This is a genomic window from Mesorhizobium abyssinicae (assembly GCF_049887195.1).
Classification (GTDB): domain Bacteria; phylum Pseudomonadota; class Alphaproteobacteria; order Rhizobiales; family Rhizobiaceae; genus Mesorhizobium; species Mesorhizobium abyssinicae.
Window position 1 is genome coordinate 509,490 of the sequence record NZ_JARAKC010000001.1, and the last position, 19,062, is coordinate 528,551.

Here is a 19,062-nt window from a genome sequence, read left to right on the forward strand (position 1 = left end):
CACGGGCTTGGCTGCCCTCCCCGCGCCATCGGTCAGGCGCAGCGCGCCTCAAGCCATCTCAGCACAAGCGTCTCCTCTTCGTCGAGGCCGGGTATCAGGCGTTTTCGCTTGCTGGCCTCAGCCATCTCGCTGAGCAGCCGCCCCTCCGACCAGGTTTCGAAGACCAGCGGGTGGATATAGCATTTGCGGCAGACCGCACGCGTGTTGCCCAGGCGCTCGGCGACCCTGTCGATGATGCCGTTCATGACCCGCTTCATCTGCGCCTGGCTTTCCGGACGCCCGGTTTGCGCAAACAGCGATGCGGCGTGGATGGTGCCGCCCCAGGTGCGGAAATGCTTCGAGCTGAAATCCGCGCCGGCCGCGTCGCGGATGTAGCCGTTGACGTCGCTGGAGCCGACCGGATGCCGATTGCCGTCCTCGCCAAGATACTGAAGCAGCTTCTGGCCCGGAAGTTCCTGCGCGCCGCGCACGATCCTGGCGATCCGGCGGTCGACCAGTTTCAGCTTCCATTCCTTGCCGGACTTGCCCTTGAAGGCAAACCGCAGGCTCGATCCCTCGATGTCGACATGGCGGTCGCGCAATGTCGTCAGCCCGAAACTCTTGTTGTCGCGGGCGTAGGCGGCATTGCCGACGCGGATCATCGTGTTGTCGAGCAGCCAGACGGTGGCCGCCACGACACGCTCCGCCGGCAGGCCGTGGCGGCGCAGATCGGCATCGATGCGGCGGCGCAGTTCCGGCAGGCTTCTGGCAAAGGCGATCAGGCTCGAATATTTGGCGCCGTCGCGCTCGGCGGCCCACAGCGCATGGTAGCGGTATTGCTTGCGCCCGCGCTGGTCCCGGCCGGTCGCCTGGATATGGCCACAGGCATCGGGCGAAATCCACACATCGGTCCACGCCGGTGGAATTGCGAGCGCCCGGATGCGCGTAAGCGTCGCCGTGGAGACAGGGCGGCCATGGCGCCCGAGATAGACGAAGCCCTTGCCCTTTCGCAGCCGACGAATGCCGGGGTCGGCATCGCTGACATAGGTGAGCGATGCACGCTCGGCCGATTTCTGCGCGCCGTTCTTTTGGGTTTCGTCCTCGCCTGCCGGGCGTTCAGGGGAGGATTGCGGTCGTTGCAGCATGACGGATCCACGGAACTGGTCCGTAGATAAGCCGGCAACCGGCCGCTGGTTCCGCGATGCCTTTTGGGGCTCACGCCGGCCGGATGTCCGACACATCCGCCATCCACAGCCCGCCGTCGTCGCTATGGACCGGAAAGTAGCCTCGCCCGGGCGGTATGGTTTCGAAAACCGCTCCGGAGTCATCCGCCAGATAGTCATAGCCGATGTCCTGCAGCCGGTGATCCGGATCGAGATGATTGTAGAGGTCGCGCCGTGCCGCGCGCCGCTTCGGCTCGATCATCTTCAGATGATAAAGGTTGAGACCGCTGTCCCTGAGCTTGAGGCGGAGGTCTTCGTGGAACCAGGCGCCATGCAAATCCGTCGATCGATAGCGATCCGGATGGTAGGCGCTGAACAGCCTGTGCTGCATCTTCTGCCCCCAGGGCCCGTCGACGCGGTAGCTGTCCGGCGTGTACATTTCCAGCGTCCGGAATCCCCAGGCGATGCGCCGCGACCGGCTGGTCAGTTGGCCAATTTGATCGGCGACCGCGTTTTCCAACCTCTCGTCGGGGTCCATTGCCAGGATCCAATCGGCGCCGGCCTCGAAGGCCGCGCTCAGCAGGGCACGCCGCCTCGCCGGCTCGCTGCTGAACACCGCGTCCGAACCACGATCGTCATATGCGATCCAGCCGTCCACGATCGGGTCGAGGTTCGCGATCAGGCCCGGCACCAGATGCGCGTCGTAGCGATAGCTGAACACCGCGACGATCCTCCGTCGCGTCCCGAACCACCGACCGCGCCGCCGGCGTGGCGGCCTTATCTCGACCGTGATCATTGGCGCCGGCCCTTCTCGCCATATCTGGCGCCGATGGCAGACCCCAGCGATTTGGCGAACAGCGCCAGCCACACGATTGGCAGCGAAAGCATCGCAAAAGTCCTGTCCCTTCCGGACAGCCCTTCCTTGGCCAGCTTGCTCACGTTGCGGCGGTCCCGGAAAATCCTTCGAAATGGCCTCAGGGGCTTCTCGCCTTCGACGGTCCTCAAATAGCCGCCAAGGCGGCGGCCGCGGCGGTACTGGTCGGCAAGCAGGCGGAACAGGCTTGTCTCGTTGCGATGGATGGTGAGGACCTGCGGATCCCAGACCGGCTGCATCGCCTCGGGCAGCCTGGCCATGAAATCGGTGTCTTCCCCCAACGCCATGCGCTCGTCGAACAGCCCGTACAGATCGAACAGCTTTCGGTCGAAGGAGACGCCGTAGCGCAGTGCCTTCTCGGCGGGGAGGCCGGGCAAACGCCGCATGTACGTCACGAGGTGCGCCGCGCACGCCACCAGATTGCGCGGATGGCTGTTGAGGATGGCGCTTGCCACGGTCGCGGCCCCTTGCCGGTGATGGTGCAGGCGCACTTCAGCCCAGCGCGGGCAGGCCAGACAATCACCGGCGAGGAAGGCGACGAACGGGGCCTGCGTCGCCGCGATGCCTAGATTTCGCGCGCCGCCGGCAAACAGTCGCTGCTCGACCTCGACGACCCTCACGTTGAGACCGGCATTGTCGACAAGTGCCTGGGCATTGCCACCGCCCGAATTCACGATGACGATCTCGAGCGGGATGTTCTGATCGAGCACCGACCGCACCGCGGCGACCAGTTCGGCGGGCGCCCGCAAACCAATCACCACGACTGCGAGTTCCGGTCTCCCGGCCATCAAGCGCTTTGCAACTGGATGCGCGGCACAGAAAAGCGGCGCCGCGCCGCAAGCTTGAACTGGTATCGCATGCAACGCCAGGTGTCCGACGGCACCTTCGGCGCCGCCCTGGCCACGGCCAGGAACCGGGCCGCCGTATCCAGATCACCGCGCGCATAGTGGACACGCGCGATCTTCAGGGCGACGAGGCCTTCCCTGACCTTCAGCGCCGACTTCGCGATCCCGCAATCGGCGAGCCCGTGCAACGCCTGCCGCCATTCGAGGAAGCGCTTCGCCGGCTTGACCGTGAAGCGATCGTCGGAGCGTTCCGCCGAAACGAAATAGGTCATGACGGGTTGCGTGATGACGGCAAGCCGGGCGGTGCTGAGCACCTTGGCCCAGAACAACGTGTCCTCGTCATAGGCGAGCCCGGTCGGGAATCGCGTCTCATCGATCGCGCGCCGGGACACGAGCGCGCTTCCGACGGCAATCGAGCGTACATGCCCCTGGATATAGGCCGAGGCATTGGCGGTGCTGGCGGCGGTATAACCTACAGGCAACTTGATCTGCCGGTCGACGCCGTCGGTTCGTCTGCGAAAGGCGCCGACCACCATATCGGCCCTCGTCTGCATATCGGTCCGGGAAAGCAATGACCGCAGCCCGCCGTCCAGATGCAGATCGTCGGCATCGATCATGTAGATCCAGGGGAAGTTCGCCTGCGCCAAAGCGAGATTGCGGGCTCCGCCCGCGTCCCTGCAATTGGACTGGATCACGCGCAACGGCAACGCGCACCGCGAAGCGGCATGCTCGGCAACGCTTGCTGTGTCGTCCGACGAAGAATCATCGACCAGCAGCACTTCACCGATGACATCAGCCTCTGGACGCAGCGATGCCAGCGTCCTCGCTATGGTCGCCGCCGCATTGTGTGCCGGAATGATGACGCTGACCGCTCTCAAATAGAAACTCCGCCGGTGCATGTTGCGCATCCGGCCCTACCGCCCCGAAGCGCAAGATAACGGCAGCGTCCGGATTTGAGAAGCAGTCTTTACGCCCCCGGGAACCCCGGAAAGGCTTGCATCTCAAACCTTCTCGAGCATGACCGGGATGACGTCGACCGCTTGCTCGGCGGCCTGGCCGCCCGTTGTTTTCAGGACGCCGACGATCGGCGCCACATCGGAATAGTCGCGCCCGTAGCCGACGGTGATGTGGTCATTGCTCGCCCGCATGCCGTTCGTCGGGTCGAATTCCTGCCAGCCGGCGTCGCGCCCGCACCACGCCTTGACCCAGGCATGCATGGCGTCGGCGCCCTCGAGCCGGGGCTTGCCCTTCGGCGGTATGGTGCGCAGGAAGCCGCTGACATAGCCGGCGGGAATGCCGAGGCCGCGCAGGCCGGCGATCATGATGTGCGAGAAATCCTGGCAGACGCCGCGTTTCAGGACGAAAGCATCGCTGGCGCGGGTCTGCACGGTGGTTGCCTTGCCGTCATAGGTGAAGTCGCGCTGGATGCGGTTGCACAGATCCATGACCGTGGCGACGGTCGAGCCTGCGAGGCTGTCTTTCGCATAGGCGGTGATCGCGGCATCGATGCCGGCATGATCGCTGGCGGCGAGGAAGTGATGCGGCGAATCCGGCGCCAGCGACCGCACGCCGCCGAGTTCCTCCCGCAGCCGCTGCAGGTTGGGCGAAACGTCGAGTCCCGGTTCGGGGCGCGAAACCGACACGCGCGCGCTCATCCTGATGTCGAGCGCGTCATGGGCGTCGCGAAAGGCGAGCGAGGTGACGTTGTTGCCGAAGAAGTCGGTGAAATCAGAGCGCTCGCCCGGTGCCGGCGTGAAGGACAGCGAGGCGGCGACCACCCGCTGCACGCCCGCGATCGTCGGCGGCAGCACGCGCACCTGATGCCGGCCGCCACCGGCCGCGGCGTCATAGTCGTAGCTCAGATGAAGCCTGATGTCGTAGAGCATGCCCTATCCGAAATAGGCCTTGGCAAGGCTGTTGTAGAGGCCGCCGATCTCGCTGGCGAGATCGTCGATGACTTGCGCCGTCATGTCCGACGGCTCCATGACGGCGATCGCCGTGTTGAGCTGCAGGATTTCCTTGGCCGCCGGCGACATGTGTCCTTCGGCGCCAACGGAAGGCAGCATGCCGATCTCCGCCTTCAATCGTTCGAGCTGGAACAGGATCGAGCGCGGGTTGAGCGGGTCGAGCGCCAGCAGATCGATCACCGTGCGCCGCCCGGCCTGCACCGGATATTGCCGGCGATGGGTCATGACGCTGTCGCCGATCTCCAGCATCATGTCGAGCGCGCCGTCCGGCGCGCCTTTCCTGGTCAGCCGGGCGAGCATGCGGGCGATCTGGATGCCGCGCTCCAGCCGCCGGCCGATTTCGAGGAAGCGCCAGCCGGTGAAGCGGTACATGTTCTCATGCAGCAGGCCGGAGAAGCCGGCAAGCTTGCGCAGGATCACCGTCATCGCCCGCGTCGCGTCGTCGCCCGGCGCGACGGTTTTGGCGAATTGATGGATGGTCTTCGACAGATCCTTCAGCGCCAGCCAGCCGTCGGGCGAAAAACGGTCGCGGATCTGCCCGGCGCTGTAGACGGCGCTGTCCAGCGTGCTGATCAGCCCGAGCGGGATCGCCGTCTCGACGTCGATGCCGAACGGTTCGAGATAGTCCCTGATGTCGGCGAGCAGCGGCGTTTCGGGGTCGGAGGTCTCCGCCAGCCGCACATGATAGGCGCGCAGCACCCGCGCCGTGTCTTCCGAGCGCTCGATGTAGCGGCCGAGCCATGTCAGGTTCTCCGCGGCGCGGCTGGGCAGGCTGCCAGGCATCGAGCGGGTGAAGCTGTCGTGCTCCTGCGGCAGCAGCGTCTCGCGCTCGACCGGCCGGTCGCTGACCACCCACACATCCGCCGCCTGGCCGCCGCGCTGCATGGCGATGGCCGTCGCGTCTTGCGAGAAGCCGACCCGGGCAAAACCGCCGGGCATCACCGTCCAGCCATCCGGCGTGCGCGCCAGATAGACGCGTAGGCTTGCCGGCCGCGGCTCCAGCCAGCCACCGATATAGACGGGCGTGGTCGAAAGCGTCACCGCTTCCTGGCCGACGAAGTCGCCGCCGCTGTCCTTGATCCGCGACACCAGTTCGGCCCGTTCGGCATCGGACAGAGTCGAGCCGAGCCTGGTCGCATCGTCGTCCTCGAAGGCAAGCCGCGTCGACAGCGCCGGACCGACCACCATGCGGTCGAGGTTGGCAAGCACGTGCTCGCGCTCGCTGTCCTGCCCGCACCACCAGGTGGCGACGCTCGGCAGCAGCAATTCCTCGCCTCGCAATTCCCGCGAGATCCTCGGCAGGAAGGAAAGCAGCGCCCGCGTTTCCATCAGCCCCGAGCCGAGCGCATTGACGGCCGACACCGTGCCCCGGCGGATCGCTTCGACCAGGCCGGGCGTGCCGATCTGCGAATCCGGCCTCAGCTCCAGCGGATCGGCGAAGGCGGCATCCAGCCGCCGCCACAGCACGCCGACAGGCTTCAGCCCCGAAACGGTGCGTACCATCAGCTTGCCGCCCGAGACGGTCAGGTCCTCGCCTTCGAGCAGCATGATGCCGAGATAGCGCGCGATATAGGCGTGCTCGTAATAGGTCTCGTTGAGCGGCCCCGGCGTCAGGATGGCGACGCGGCCGCCGGTGTCGTTGGCCATGCCGATCAGCGCATCGCGGAAGCGGCGGAAGAAGCCGGCGAGGCGATGCACATGCATCTCGCCATAGATGTCGGACAGCGCGCGCGTGGTGGCGACGCGGTTCTCCAGGGCGAAGCCTGCGCCTGACGGCGCCTGCGTGCGGTCGCCCAGCACCCACCAGCGGCCGTCGGGCCCGCGGCCGAGCTCGAAGGCGAGCATGTGGAGGAAATGGCCGCTGGCAGGTTTTGTGCCGACGACGGGCCGCAAATATTCCGGGCTGGCGGCGATCAGGCCCGCCGGCAGGATGCCCTTCTCGATCAGCCGATTCGGCCCGTAAATGTCGGCCAGCGTCTCCTCGAACAGGTCGGCGCGCTGCACGAGGCCGGCGCTGATCGCCGCCCATTCCTGTTCCTCGATCAGCAGCGGGACATGCGCCAGCGGCCATTCGCGCTCATTGGCGCCGGCCTTGTCGTAGACCCGGTAGTAGACGCCGGCGTCGCGCAGATACTGGTCGGCGCGGGCAAAGCGCCGGGCCAGCTTTTCAGGACCGAGGTCCTCCAGCGCCTCGAGGAAGGCGCGCCAGGCCGGGCGCGGATTACCCGAGGCGTCGACCATCTCGTCGACGACGCCGTCGATCGGCTGGTAGTGCTCCAGCAGACTGTGCGTCAGCGGCTTGCCGCCTATCTTCTTCTGATTCCCCTTCGCCATCGCCGATCAGAGTCTCGGGGGCCGCCTGAGGTCAAGGGTCATCGGGAAATCTTCAGAGGCTTCTTCATTGTGCAGCACATAGCCGGACGGTGTATGGCCGCGCGGCTCGAAGCGGGCAAGCCGCCGCGCTTCCGCCTCGTTGCCATTGACCGGAAAGGTGTCGTAATTGCGCCCGCCGGGATGGGCGACATGGTAGACGCAGCCGCCCACCGCCCGGCCCGACCAGCGGTCGTAGATGTCGAAGACCAGTGGTGTGTTGACCGGCAGCGCCGGATGCAGGCCGGAAGCCGGCTGCCAGGCCTTGAAGCGCACGCCCGCGACCGCGACCTCGCGGTTGTCCGTCACCTTGACCGGCACGACGCGACCGTTGCAGACGATGGCGTGACGCTCCGGATTGAGGCCCTCGGTCTTCACCTGCAGCCGCTCGACGGAGGAATCGACGAAGCGCACGGTGCCGCCGATCGCGCCCTGCTCGCCCATCACATGCCACGGCTCCAGCGCCTGCCTGAGTTCCAGCTTGACCCCCGCATGCTCGACCTCGCCGCAATACGGGAAACGGAATTCGAGCTGCGCGGCGAACCATTCGGGACGGAATTCGAAGCCGTTGAGCTTGAGGTCCTCCAGCACGTCGAGGAAATCCGCCCAGACATGATGCGGCAGCATGAAGCGGTCGTGCAGCGAGGTGCCCCAGCGCACGAAGCGGCCATCGAGCGGGTTCTTCCACGCACGGGCGATGATGGCGCGCACGAGCAATTGCTGCGCCAGGCTCATGCGCGCATTGGGCGGCATCTCGAAGCCGCGGAACTCGACCAGGCCGAGCCGGCCGGTGGGGCCGTCGGGCGAGAACAATTTGTCGATGCAGATTTCCGAACGGTGGGTGTTGCCGGTCACGTCGGTGAGCAGGTTGCGGAACAGCCGGTCGACAAGCCACGGCAAGGGCGCCTCGCCCTTGTCCGGATGCGGCACCTGCGCCAGCGCGATCTCGAGCTCATAGAGCGAATCGTGGCGTGCCTCGTCGAAGCGCGGCGCCTGGCTGGTCGGTCCAATGAACAGGCCCGAGAACAGGTAGGACAGCGATGGGTGCCGCTGCCATTGCAGCACCAGGCTCTTCAAGAGATCCGGCCGGCGCAGGAACGGACTGTCGTTGGGCGTGGCGCCGCCGACCACGACATGGTTGCCGCCGCCGGTGCCGGTGTGGCGGCCGTCGACCATGAACTTGTCGGTGCCGAGCCGCGACTGCCGCGCCTCCTCGTAGATCGCGGTCGTCGTCGCGACACATTCCTGCCAGTTGGCGGCGGGATGGATGTTGACCTCGATGACGCCGGGATCGGGCGCGACGCGGATGACGTTGAGGCGCGGATCGTGCGGCGGGCCGTAGCCCTCGATATGCACCGGCAGGCCGATGGTCTTTGCCGCATTTTCGGCCGCCGCCACCAGTTCGAGATAGTCTTCCAGCGCCTCGACCGGCGGCATGAACACGCAGAGCCGCCCGTCGCGCGGCTCGACGGTGAGCGCTGTGCGCACGGCACCGCCGATCTCGGTAATCTCCTGCTCGACACGGTCCTGCTGGCCGGCCACCGCGGTGAAGGACACCGCCTGCTGGCGGCGCGCCATTTCGTCGGCGCCTTCAAGCTCCGCCGGAGCGGCTCCCGGCAGGATAGCCTCGCGCGCCGGCAGCGGGCCGCGCGGCAGCGACGGATCGACCGGGACGATGTAGGGGAATTGCGCCGGCGGCACATAGGGCAGTGTGCCGAGCGGCAAGCGATAGCCGACCGGTGAATCGCCGGGAACCAGGAACAGCCGGCCGCGCCTAGTCTTCCATTTCTCCGAGCGCCAGCGCTGGCCGGCAGCCTGGCTGTTCCAGCGCTGGACCGGCAGCACATAACCCGACGGCTTGGTCAGCCCGCGCTCGAACACGCGCGCCATGCGGCTGCGCTCTTCCGGATCCTCGAGCTTGGAATTGGAGGGATCGACATTGTCCGGCAGCTTGCCTTCCTTGAGCAGCCACTCGGCCGGGTCCTCATAGGCCTCGCTGACCATCGCCTCGTCGATGCCGAGCTCGCCGGCGATCGCCGTCAGCAGGCTTTGCGCCTGTTCGGGACCCACCGCGAGGCTGCTCTTTTCGCGCGCGATCAGCGACGGGTCGCTCCACACCGGCTGGCCATCGGTGCGCCAATACAGCGAGAAGGTCCAGCGCGGCAGGCTCTCGCCCGGATACCATTTGCCTTGGCCATAATGGAGAAAACCGCCCGGAGCGAAACGCTCGCGCAGGCGGCGGATCAACTCGTCCGCCTTGCCGCGTTTGGTCGGACCTACGGCGGCGGTGTTCCACTCGGCGGATTCGAAATCGTCGATCGACACGAAGGTCGGCTCGCCGCCCATGGTGAGCCGCACGTCGCCTTCCTTCAGCGCCGCGTCCACCTTGTTTCCCAGCGCGTCGAGCGCCTGCCAGCTTTCGTCGGAGAACGGCTTGGTGATGCGCGGATGCTCGGCGATGCGGTCGACCTGCATGTCGAATCCGAAATCGACATTGGCGAAGCTCGCCATGCCGGAAATCGGCGCGGCATTGCGGAAATGCGGGGTGGCGGCGAGCGGCACGTGGCTTTCGCCGGTGAGCAGGCCCGAGGTCGGATCGAAACCGATCCAGCCGGCGCCGGGGATATAGACCTCGCACCAGGCGTGCAGGTCGGTGAAGTCGACCGCGGTGCCGGGCGGCCCGTCGAGCGAGACCAGATCGGGCTTGAGCTGGATCAGGTAGCCGGAGACGAAGCGCGCGGCGATGCCGAGATTGCGCAGGATCTGCACCAGCAGCCAGCTCGAATCCCGGCACGACCCCTTGGCGGCGGCGAGCGTCTCCTCCGGCGAGAAGACGCCCGTCTCCATGCGCACGATATAGGCGATCTCGCGCTGCAGCCGCGCATTGATGTCGACGAGGAAATTGACGGTGTTCCTGGAACCGCGGTCGATGGTCTCCAGGAAAGCCGAGAGCAGCGGTCCGGCCGGCTCCGGCGTCCGGTAGATGGCGAGGTCTTCCCTGATCTCTTCCGGATACTCGAACGGGAAATTCTCGGCCGATTCCTCGACGAAGAAATCGAATGGATTGTAGACCGTCATGTCGGCGACGAGATCGACCTCGATCTTGAGTTCGGTCACCGGCTCCGGGAAGACGAAGCGGGCGAGGAAGTTGCCGTAGGGGTCCTGCTGCAGATTGACGAAATGGTTCTTCGGCTCGACCTTCAGCGAGTGGCTGAGCACCTTGGTGCGCGAATGCGGCGCCGGCTGCAGCCGGATGACCTGGGGCCCGAGAACCACCGGACGGTCGTATCTGTAGTGGGTCAGGTGGTGGACGGCTGCCAGAATTGCCATGAGGCCCCTGAGTTCGGCGTTTCAATTCGCCGAACCCTGACACAAATGCAGGCCATTCTCCAAGCAGAGATGTTGCGCTGCACCTAATTTAACGCCTTGTTTCGCCTCGCCGTGCTTTCCCGACCTCGAGCAGGTCGACCCCCACTCCTTCGAGCTGCGCTCGACACCTCTCCCCCGATCGACGGGGGAGAGGAAAGGGTGAGCCAGCTCAGCTGGAGCCCCTTCCTCTCCCTCCGGAGGGGGGAGAGGTGGCGCCGCGAAGCGGCGACGGAGTGGGGGAAGGCGGTCCTCAATCGCGCAGCCGTTAGTAACGCGATCGGCAATCCACTCAGACGCGCAGATTGCCTGTATGGCGCTGTCCCGGCCTAGAAAAACGCCTGGATGCCTGTCTGCGCCCGTCCGAGGATCAGCGCATGCACGTCATGCGTGCCCTCATAGGTATTGACCGTCTCCAGGTTCTGCGCGTGGCGCATGACGTGGTAGCCGATCTGGATGCCGTTGCCGCCATGCATGTCGCGGGCCTGGCGGGCGATGTCGAGGGCCTTGCCGCAATTGTTGCGCTTGACGATCGAGATCATCTCCGGCGCCATCTTGCCCTCGTCCATCAGCCGCCCGACGCGCAATGAGCCCTGCAGGCCGAGCGCGATCTCGGTCTGCATGTCGGCGAGCTTCTTCTGGAAGAGCTGCGTGCCGGCGAGCGGCTTGCCGAACTGCTTGCGGTCGAGGCCGTACTGCCGCGCCCGGTGCCAGCAATCCTCGGCCGCGCCCATCGCGCCCCAGGAGATGCCGTAGCGCGCCCGGTTGAGACAGCCGAACGGCCCCTTCAGGCCAGAAACATTGGGCAGCAGCGCCTCCTCGCCGACCTCGACGCCTTCCATCACCACCTCGCCGGTGATCGACGCGCGCAGCGACAGCTTGCCGCCGATCTTCGGCGCCGACAGGCCCTTCATGCCCTTTTCCAGCACGAAGCCGCGGATCTGGTTGTCGTGCGCGGCCGATTTCGCCCAGACGACGAAGACATCGGCGATCGGGGCGTTGGAGATCCACATCTTGGAGCCGGAAAGCCTGTAGCCGTTCGCCGTTTTCTCGGCGCGCGTCTTCATGCCGCCGGGGTCGGAGCCGGCATCCGGTTCGGTGAGGCCGAAGCAGCCGATCCATTCGCCGGAGGCCAGTTTCGGCAGGTACTTCTTGCGCTGTTCTTCCGAGCCATAGGCGTGGATCGGATACATCACCAGTGACGACTGCACGCTCATCATCGAGCGGTAGCCGGAATCGATGCGCTCCACCTCGCGCGCCACCAGCCCGTAAGTCACGTAGTTGGCGCCGAGACCGCCATACTCCTCGGGAATGGTGATGCCGAGCAGGCCCGCCTCGCCCATCTCACGGAAGATCGAGGGATCGGTCTGCTCGTCGAGATAAGCCTCCTCGATGCGCGGCGCGAGCTTGTCGGCCGCGAACGCCGCCGCGCCGTCGCGCACCATGCGCTCATCCTCGGAAAGCTGGTCCTCGATCAGGAAGGGATCGTTCCAGACGAAGGAATTGTTCTCGGCGGCCATGGCCTCACTCTCCCGGCAAAATCTTGAATTGCCCGGCTTATCGACCTCCGCACGGAAAAAATCAAACAAAATTGCATCACGGATCAATGAGCGTTAGTAATGAATCATGAACGTCCAGCGCCGCCTCCTGCCCAACACAGCCGCCCTCGCCGCCTTCGAGGCGGTGGCGCGGCTCGGCTCGTTCACCGCCGCCGCCCGCGAACTCGACCTGACGCAAGGCGCCGTCAGCCGGCAAATCGGCCTCTTGGAAGAGCAGTTCGGACGCCGGCTGTTCGAGCGCGACAGCCGCAATGTCCGGCTGTCGACGGCGGGCGAGATCTATGCTGAAGCGGTGCGCTCAGCACTTGGTCAATTGCGCGACGCCGCTCTCGGATTGATGAGCAATCGACATAGTGGCGCGCTGAACCTGGCAATCCTGCCAACCTTCGGCACACGCTGGCTGATGCCACTGATCCCGGATTTCGTCGCCCGCCACCCCGACATCACCATCAACTTCGCCACCCGCATCGGCCGCTTCGACTTCGCCCGCGAGAGGCTGGATGCCGCAATCCATCACGGCATGCCCGACTGGCCGGATGCCGACTGCACGCTGCTGATGCGCGAAACCGTGACGCCGGTGGTCTCACCCGAATTCCTGGCCAGCCGCGACGTCGCCACGCCGGCCGATATCAGCCGCCTGCCGCTGCTGCACATGGCGACGCGTCCCGGCGCCTGGAGCGAATGGTTCGAGGAGCAGGGTCTCAGCGCACCGACCGGGCCAGGCATGCAGTTCGAGCAGTTCGGCACAGTCGCCCAGGCCTGCATGGCCGGGCTCGGCGTGGCGCTGCTGCCGGAAATCCTGATTGCCGGAGAACTGCAGCGCGGCCAGTTGCTGCCGGCGCCCGGCCAGCCGATGCAGAGCCGCAGCGCCTACTATCTGGTCGTGCCGCACGACAAGCGCGGCCATCCACCGGTTGCCAGTTTTCGCGACTGGCTGCTGGGCCAGGTTGAAAAGGAGCCGGCTTTCCTGGCCTGGTAACTACTTGCGCTTCATCGCCTCGGCGAGCGCCGCGCCGAACGCACCCTGAGATGGCCGCTCCGGCTGGCGTTGCGGTGCTGGCGAGCGCGGCGCCGGCTTGCCGCCACCGTCACGCTGGCCGCTGCGCGCCGCTCCACCTTCGCCGCCATCCTTGCGCATCGACAGGCCGATACGCTTGCGCTTGATGTCGACGTCGACGACGCGCACCTTCACCACGTCGCCCGCCTTCACCACCTCATGCGCATCCTTGATGAAGCGGTCGGCCAGCTGCGAGACGTGGACCAGCCCGTCCTGATGCACGCCGATGTCGACGAAGGCGCCGAAAGCAGCGACATTGGTGACGGTGCCTTCGAGCTGCATGCCCGGCTTCAGGTCCTTGATGTCGTCAACCCCCTCGGCAAAGGTCGCCGTCTTGAAACCAGGACGCGGATCGCGGCCGGGCTTTTCCAGCTCCGCCAGGATGTCGCGCACCGTCGGCAGGCCGAAGCGCTCGTCGACGAAGACACGCGGATCGAGCGCCTTGAGCGCGGCACTGTCGCCCATCAACGCGCGCACGTCGCGGCCGCAGGCGGCGACGATCTTCTTCGCCACGCCATAGGCTTCGGGATGCACCGAGGAAGCATCGAGCGGCTCGGCGCCATTGGCAATGCGCAAGAAGCCGGCGGACTGTTCGAAGGCACGCGGCCCGAGCCGCGCCACTTTGAGCAGGTCCTTGCGGCTGGCAAACGGCCCGGTCGCATCGCGATGCGCAACGATTGCTTCGGCAAGCGACGGCCCAAGCCCCGAAACCCGCGCCAAGAGCGGCGCCGACGCCGTGTTGAGATCGACGCCGACGGCGTTGACCGCATCCTCGACCACTGCTTCCAGCGAACGGCCAAGACGGTACTGATCGACATCGTGCTGGTACTGGCCGACGCCGATCGACTTCGGCTCGATCTTGACCAGTTCGGCAAGCGGATCCTGCAAGCGGCGAGCGATCGACACGGCGCCGCGCAGTGACACGTCGAGGCCGGGGAATTCCGCCGCTGCCGTCGCCGAGGCCGAATAGACCGAAGCGCCCGCCTCGCTGACGATCACCTTGAGCGGCTTCGGGCCGGAACCGGCTGGCAGGTCCGACAGCATGTCAGCGACCAGTTTCTCGGTCTCGCGGCTGCCGGTGCCGTTGCCGATCGAGATCAGCTCGACCTTGTGCTGGCGGATGAGCGCGGCGAGCTCGGCCTGCGCCCCGCGCACGTCGTTCCTGGGCGGGAACGGATAGACCGTCGTCGTCGCCACCAGCTTGCCGGTGCCATCGACCACCGCCACCTTGACGCCGGTGCGGATGCCCGGATCGAGCCCCATCGTCGGCCGCGAGCCGGCGGGCGCGGCGAGCAGCAGGTCCTTCAAGTTGCGCGCGAAGACGTGGATCGCCTCCTCCTCCGCCCGCTCGCGCAGGTCGCGCATCAGGTCGAGCGTCAGATGCAAGGACAGCTTGATGCGCCAGGTCCAGCCGGCGACCTCCATCAGCCAACGGTCGCCCGGCAAGCTGCCGCCGATCGCATAGGCATTGGCAATCATGCGCTCGACCGGCTTCACCGGCGATTGATCGTCGGCATCGACCTCGATGTCGAGCGACAGCACCTCCTCGTTGCGACCGCGCAGCATGGCCAGCGCCCGGTGGCTGGGTGCGTTCGCCCAGCGTTCGACATGGTCGAAATAGTCGGAGAATTTGGCGCCCGCCTCCTGCTTGCCATCGACGACCCTGGCGCGCAGGAAGGCACGCTCCTTCATATAGGCGCGCAGCTTGCCGACCAGATCGGCATTCTCGGCGAACTGTTCGGACAGAATGTCGCGCGCGCCCTCGAGCGCGGCCTTTGCGTCTGCCACCTCTTCGGTGATGTAGGCGAGCGCGAGATCGGCGGGCACCGCCGCGCGGTCGGCAAGGATCGCCTCGGCCAGCGGCCCGAGCCCACGTTCCCTGGCGATCTCCGCCTTGGTGCGCCGCTTCGGCTTGTAGGGCAGGTAGATGTCTTCCAGCTCGGCCTTGGTGGCGGCAGCAATGATCTTGGCCTCCAATTCCTCGGTCAGCTTGCCCTGCTCACGGATGGAACCGAGGATCGTCTCGCGGCGCGCGTCGAGCTCGCGCAGATAGGCGAGCCGCTCGGCCAAATCGCGCAATTGCGTGTCGTCGAGCCCGCCGGTGACCTCCTTGCGGTAGCGGGCCACGAAGGGCACCGTCGCGCCCTCGTCCAGGAGGCCGATCGCCGCCGCCGCCTGCTCGGGCCGCGCGCCGATCTCGGCCGCGATGATTGCTGCAATGCGTTTGATGTCGGATGCCATGCCGGTCCCTGTCGAAAAGAGCGGCGACCATAGGCCTGGATGCCGTCCTCGCCAACCGCGCTGTTCGGGCCCCGTAGCGAGGTTCCACAGAAAAACGGTTACGAAACCCCCCCGCCGAGGCGGCTCAGACCATGCGGCTCAGCGCCTCGAAGAAGGCGACCAGCTCGACATCGAGCCGGTCATCGACCGGCTCCGGCTGCGACGACATCTTGGCGATCACCACTTCGGCCTTCGGGTTGACGTAGAGCCATTGGCCGTGGATGCCGATGCCGCAGAAGGCGCCGCTGTCGGCGCCGGTCTGATACCATTTGTTGCGGTATCGGCCCTTGGGAAAGAGAAAGGCCATCGTGCCGCGCTGCCAGGCTTCGAAGCTGCCGCCGGTTGAAACCGTGTCGCGCACCCAGGCATCCGGCACGATGCGGCGGCCATTGGCCATGCCGCCCTGCCGCATCATCTCGCCGACCCGCGCCAGGTCGCGCGGCGTCACCGAAATGCCGCCGGCCGTGCGCGCCGTGCCTTCCATGTCGACGGCGATCGAGCCCTCGCTCGCCGCGCCGAGGGGCTGCCACAATTTCGCGCGCAGGAGATCGCCGATGCGCTGGCCCGACGCCCGCTCCAGCAGCATGCCGAGCAGATCGGAATTGGGCGAGCGGTAGCGATAGGTGCGCCCGTGCGGCTCGCCGAGACGCTGCAGCGTCAGGATGAACGCCTTGAGGCTTTCGGACCCGCCGCCCGGATTCCACAGCGTGGCGCGGCGATAGCGGGCAAACGCGCTTTCGGGATCGAGATAGGCCTCCTCGAAATCGAGGCTGACGCTCATGTCGAGCACATGCCGGCAGCTCGCATCGCCATAGGCCGACCCCTCGGCCTCGGGAATGTAGCTGGCAACAGGCGCGTCCGGGTCGAATACCCCCTCGCCTTCCAGTATGCCGGCAAGGATGGCGGTGAAGGACTTGCTGATCGAGAAGATGATGTGGCGCGCGCCGAATTGCATATGCGGCGCGAACCAGTCGCCCACCAGCCTGCCGCCCTTCAGGACCGTCAGCGCATCGGTGTCCGACCGCCGGAGGAAAGCCGCGACCGTTTCCGGCTCGGCCGCCAGCGCGACCTTTTCGTCGAGCAGCCCGCCAAGTGCCTGCGCCGGCGCCTCTGCGCCGCCCGACGCCGCGAAGGGCGTGCTCGGCACCAGTTCGCCGACATTCTGGAACGACCAGCGATTGAATGGGCTTTCGCGCCAGTTGGAGAGCAGCACCGCATTGCGGGCAAAGCCATACTGTGTCTCGAACGCGGTCCTGCCGGTCATGACGATCTCTTCTGCTTGCTTGTGGGTCAGCCCAGCGCCGCGGCAATGGCGTGCACGGCCTTCAGCGTCGCCACCGAATAGGCAATGTTGGCGAAATCCGGGTAGGTCGACAGCTTCACCACGACCAACCGGTTATCCCAATCGATATGGATCAGCTGCCCGAACACGCCCCGGCACATCAGCGCGCGCGAGCGCGGATCCTCGATCCAGAACTGGTTGCGGTAGCTGCCCTCCGGCAGGCTGGGATTGAACTCCGGGCCATGCCGACCGTTGCGTGTCGCTTCGATCCAGTCGGCCGGGACCACGCCACCGCCATTGTCGAGGATCAGCTGGCCGAAGCGGCCATAATCGCGCAGCGTCGCATTGAAGCCGCCCTCGGCCAGCGCATAGCCGGCGCTGTCGACGCTGAAGCAGGCGCTCTCGTCGGCGCCAAGCTTTTGCCAGAGTTCCTCGGAAACCAGTTGCGCCAGGCGCTTGCCGGTCACCCGCTCCATGATGAAGGCGAGCACGTCGGTCTCGATCGAGCGGTATTCGAACGCCTCGCCATGCGGCCGGACCTTGTCCTTCAGCCGCAGGATCAGCTCGAACATGTGCGCCGGCCACTGGAAGGCGGGGTCGCTGCCAGGCGGCACCGGTTTCCAGCCGCTGGCGACGTCGACCTGGCCGATCTCCGAATAGGGGTTGGTGTACTCCTCGGAGAAGCGTACGCCCGTCGTCATATCGAGCACATGCTGCACGCTGGCGCCAGCCCAGGCGGTCTCGCCGAGTTCCGGAAGGTAGCTGGTCACCGGCTTTGCCGGATCGATCAGGCCGCGCCCGGCGAGGATGCCGAACACCGAGCCGGTGACCGACTTCGCCATCGACTGCGACAGATGCAGCGAGCGCTCGTCCATACCGTTGAAATAGCGCTCATAGGCTATCTTGCCGTCCTTGAGCACGAGAAAGCCGTCCGTGTAAGTCTCGTCGAGCAGCCCGGCGAGCGTCGTCGCAGATCCCGTGCTGTCCACCACCGGCAGGTCGTCGAGATCGACCTCGACGCGCTCGAAACGGCGGCGATGACCATTGCCACGCCAGACCTCGACGGTCGGCAGGACCTCACGGATATTCTGGAATGCCCAGCGGTTCCATGGCCCTCTGTCCCAATCGAGCTTCGGTGGCACCAGCTTCGGCGGCGAACCCTGCATGATCGGCGGCCGCGGATCGGAGTTGCGATAGGAATCCATGACTAATGTCCCGACGACATGAAAACGGACCCGGCGGCGCCTGCCGCCGGGTCCGTCGCAATGCGGCTACTTCTGCAGTTCGGTCCAGATCTTGGTGTAGAGTTCCTGGACCTCGGGCGGGCACATCACCTGCAGTTCGGCATGCGCCTTGTCTGCCTCGGGAATGACCACTTCGGGCGCGTCCTTCATGTCGGCCGGCATGTATTTGTCCGAACCGGTGATGGCATTGGCGTAGCGGTGGAACGCCGACAGCCCGGCGGCATTTTCCGGGTCCATGATGAAGTTCTGGAACAGCTTGGCGTTCTCGACGTTCTTCGCTTCCTTGAGAACGGCGACATTGTCGCTCCACAGGCCAAAGCCTTCCTTCGGATAGTTGTAGTGGATGGCGGGATTCGCCAGCCGCTGGCGCAGCGCCGAACCGTTCCAGTCGCTGGTTGCCTTGAAATCGCCGGCGCCCATCTTCTCGATGGTGTTGTATTCCATAGCGATCCAGTTGGGCTTGGCGGCAACGAGCAGGTCGCGCACCTTCTTCAGCACCGCCTTGTCGTCCGTGCACTGCTGGCCCCCGACATATTTGGTGGCCGCGAACATGACGTCGCCCATCTCGGGGACGACGTTGACCTTGCCCTTCAATTCGTCCGGCGTATTAAAGACGATCCCCCAAGTGTTGGCCGGCCCCTTGTAGGCATCGGTGTTGACGACCACGCCGATCGTGCCCCAGGCCCACGGCACCGTGTATTTGCGGCCCGGGTCGAAATCGGGATTGGCCCATTCCGGCGCCACATTCTTGAAGTTCTCCATCTTTCCAGGATCGGTCTCGAGCAGGAGACCTTCCTTGATCCAGATCGGAACGTAGGTCTGCGAGGGCACCGCGATGTCGAAGCCGGTGCCGCCCTGGCGCACCTTGGCCAGCGCCGTGTCGTTCGAATCGTAGTCGGTGATCGTCACCTTGACGTTGTATTTCTGCTCGAATTTCTTGATGACGTCGGGGCTGGTGTAGTTGCCCCAATTGTAGATGTTCAACTCGCCATCGGCGAAGGCCGCGCCTGTCGACGCGAGCAGCGCCAACCCCATGGCGGTCGCCGTGATCTTCCAGTTCATGGTTGTGCTCCCAT

The 19,062-nt window shown here is 65.9% G+C and carries 13 protein-coding genes; 1 reads left to right on the forward strand and 12 read right to left on the reverse strand.

Translation table 11 applies throughout. From position 1 onward, the window contains the following. Positions 1-32: 32 nt before the first annotated feature. From PU724_RS02320 to PU724_RS02355, 8 genes are all read right to left on the reverse strand, one after another. On the reverse strand, positions 33-1,124 hold the full coding sequence (locus PU724_RS02320; protein WP_127284728.1) for a DNA topoisomerase IB: 1,092 nt from the start codon (positions 1,122-1,124) through the stop codon (positions 33-35). 70 nt (positions 1,125-1,194) lie between these two features. Beyond that, entirely contained in the window at positions 1,195-1,863 is a 669-nt protein-coding gene (locus tag PU724_RS02325; protein ID WP_354419450.1) for a glycosyltransferase family protein, read from the reverse strand. Positions 1,864-1,934: 71 nt separating this feature from the next. Continuing rightward, positions 1,935-2,804, reverse strand: a complete 870-nt coding sequence (locus tag PU724_RS02330; protein WP_127286415.1) for a glycosyltransferase family 2 protein — start codon at positions 2,802-2,804, stop codon at positions 1,935-1,937. Further along, positions 2,804-3,769 carry a glycosyltransferase family 2 protein gene (locus PU724_RS02335; protein WP_354419452.1) on the reverse strand — a complete coding sequence of 322 codons (966 nt, stop codon included), beginning with the start codon at positions 3,767-3,769 and terminating at the stop codon, positions 2,804-2,806. Before PU724_RS02335 ends, PU724_RS02330 begins: the two co-directional genes overlap by 1 nt. 93 nt (positions 3,770-3,862) lie before the next feature. After that, the gene (locus PU724_RS02340) at positions 3,863-4,747 is read right to left on the reverse strand and encodes a transglutaminase family protein (protein WP_354419454.1); all 885 of its coding nucleotides are present in this window, start codon (positions 4,745-4,747) and stop codon (positions 3,863-3,865) included. 3 nt (positions 4,748-4,750) lie between these two features. Further along, a complete protein-coding gene (locus PU724_RS02345; protein ID WP_354419456.1) occupies positions 4,751-7,162 on the reverse strand; it encodes a circularly permuted type 2 ATP-grasp protein in 2,412 nt (803 codons plus the stop codon). Between the two features lie 6 nt (positions 7,163-7,168). Beyond that, positions 7,169-10,528, reverse strand: coding sequence for a transglutaminase family protein (locus PU724_RS02350; protein ID WP_354419458.1), 3,360 nt, complete (start codon positions 10,526-10,528; stop codon positions 7,169-7,171). Between the two features lie 365 nt (positions 10,529-10,893). Further along, the gene (locus PU724_RS02355) at positions 10,894-12,084 is read right to left on the reverse strand and encodes an acyl-CoA dehydrogenase (protein ID WP_354419460.1); all 1,191 of its coding nucleotides are present in this window, start codon (positions 12,082-12,084) and stop codon (positions 10,894-10,896) included. Positions 12,085-12,190: 106 nt separating this feature from the next. Between PU724_RS02355 and PU724_RS02360 the strand changes: the two genes are divergently transcribed. Continuing rightward, entirely contained in the window at positions 12,191-13,102 is a 912-nt protein-coding gene (locus PU724_RS02360) for a LysR family transcriptional regulator (protein ID WP_354419462.1), read from the forward strand. On the opposite strand, the gene PU724_RS02365 is transcribed toward PU724_RS02360, so the two are convergent. The 4 genes from PU724_RS02365 to PU724_RS02380 all read right to left on the reverse strand — a co-directional run bounded on the left by PU724_RS02365 (position 13,103) and on the right by PU724_RS02380 (position 19,048). Further along, positions 13,103-15,421, reverse strand: coding sequence for a Tex family protein (locus PU724_RS02365; RefSeq protein ID WP_320319518.1), 2,319 nt, complete (start codon positions 15,419-15,421; stop codon positions 13,103-13,105). It abuts the gene before it with no gap. Positions 15,422-15,545: 124 nt separating this feature from the next. Continuing rightward, a complete protein-coding gene (locus PU724_RS02370; protein ID WP_354419464.1) occupies positions 15,546-16,724 on the reverse strand; it encodes a serine hydrolase domain-containing protein in 1,179 nt (392 codons plus the stop codon). A gap of 26 nt (positions 16,725-16,750) precedes the next feature. Then, a complete protein-coding gene (locus tag PU724_RS02375) occupies positions 16,751-17,947 on the reverse strand; it encodes a serine hydrolase domain-containing protein (RefSeq protein WP_354419466.1) in 1,197 nt (398 codons plus the stop codon). Positions 17,948-18,013: 66 nt separating this feature from the next. Continuing rightward, positions 18,014-19,048, reverse strand: coding sequence for an ABC transporter substrate-binding protein (locus PU724_RS02380; RefSeq protein ID WP_320319521.1), 1,035 nt, complete (start codon positions 19,046-19,048; stop codon positions 18,014-18,016). Between the last annotated feature and the right edge of the window lie 14 nt (positions 19,049-19,062).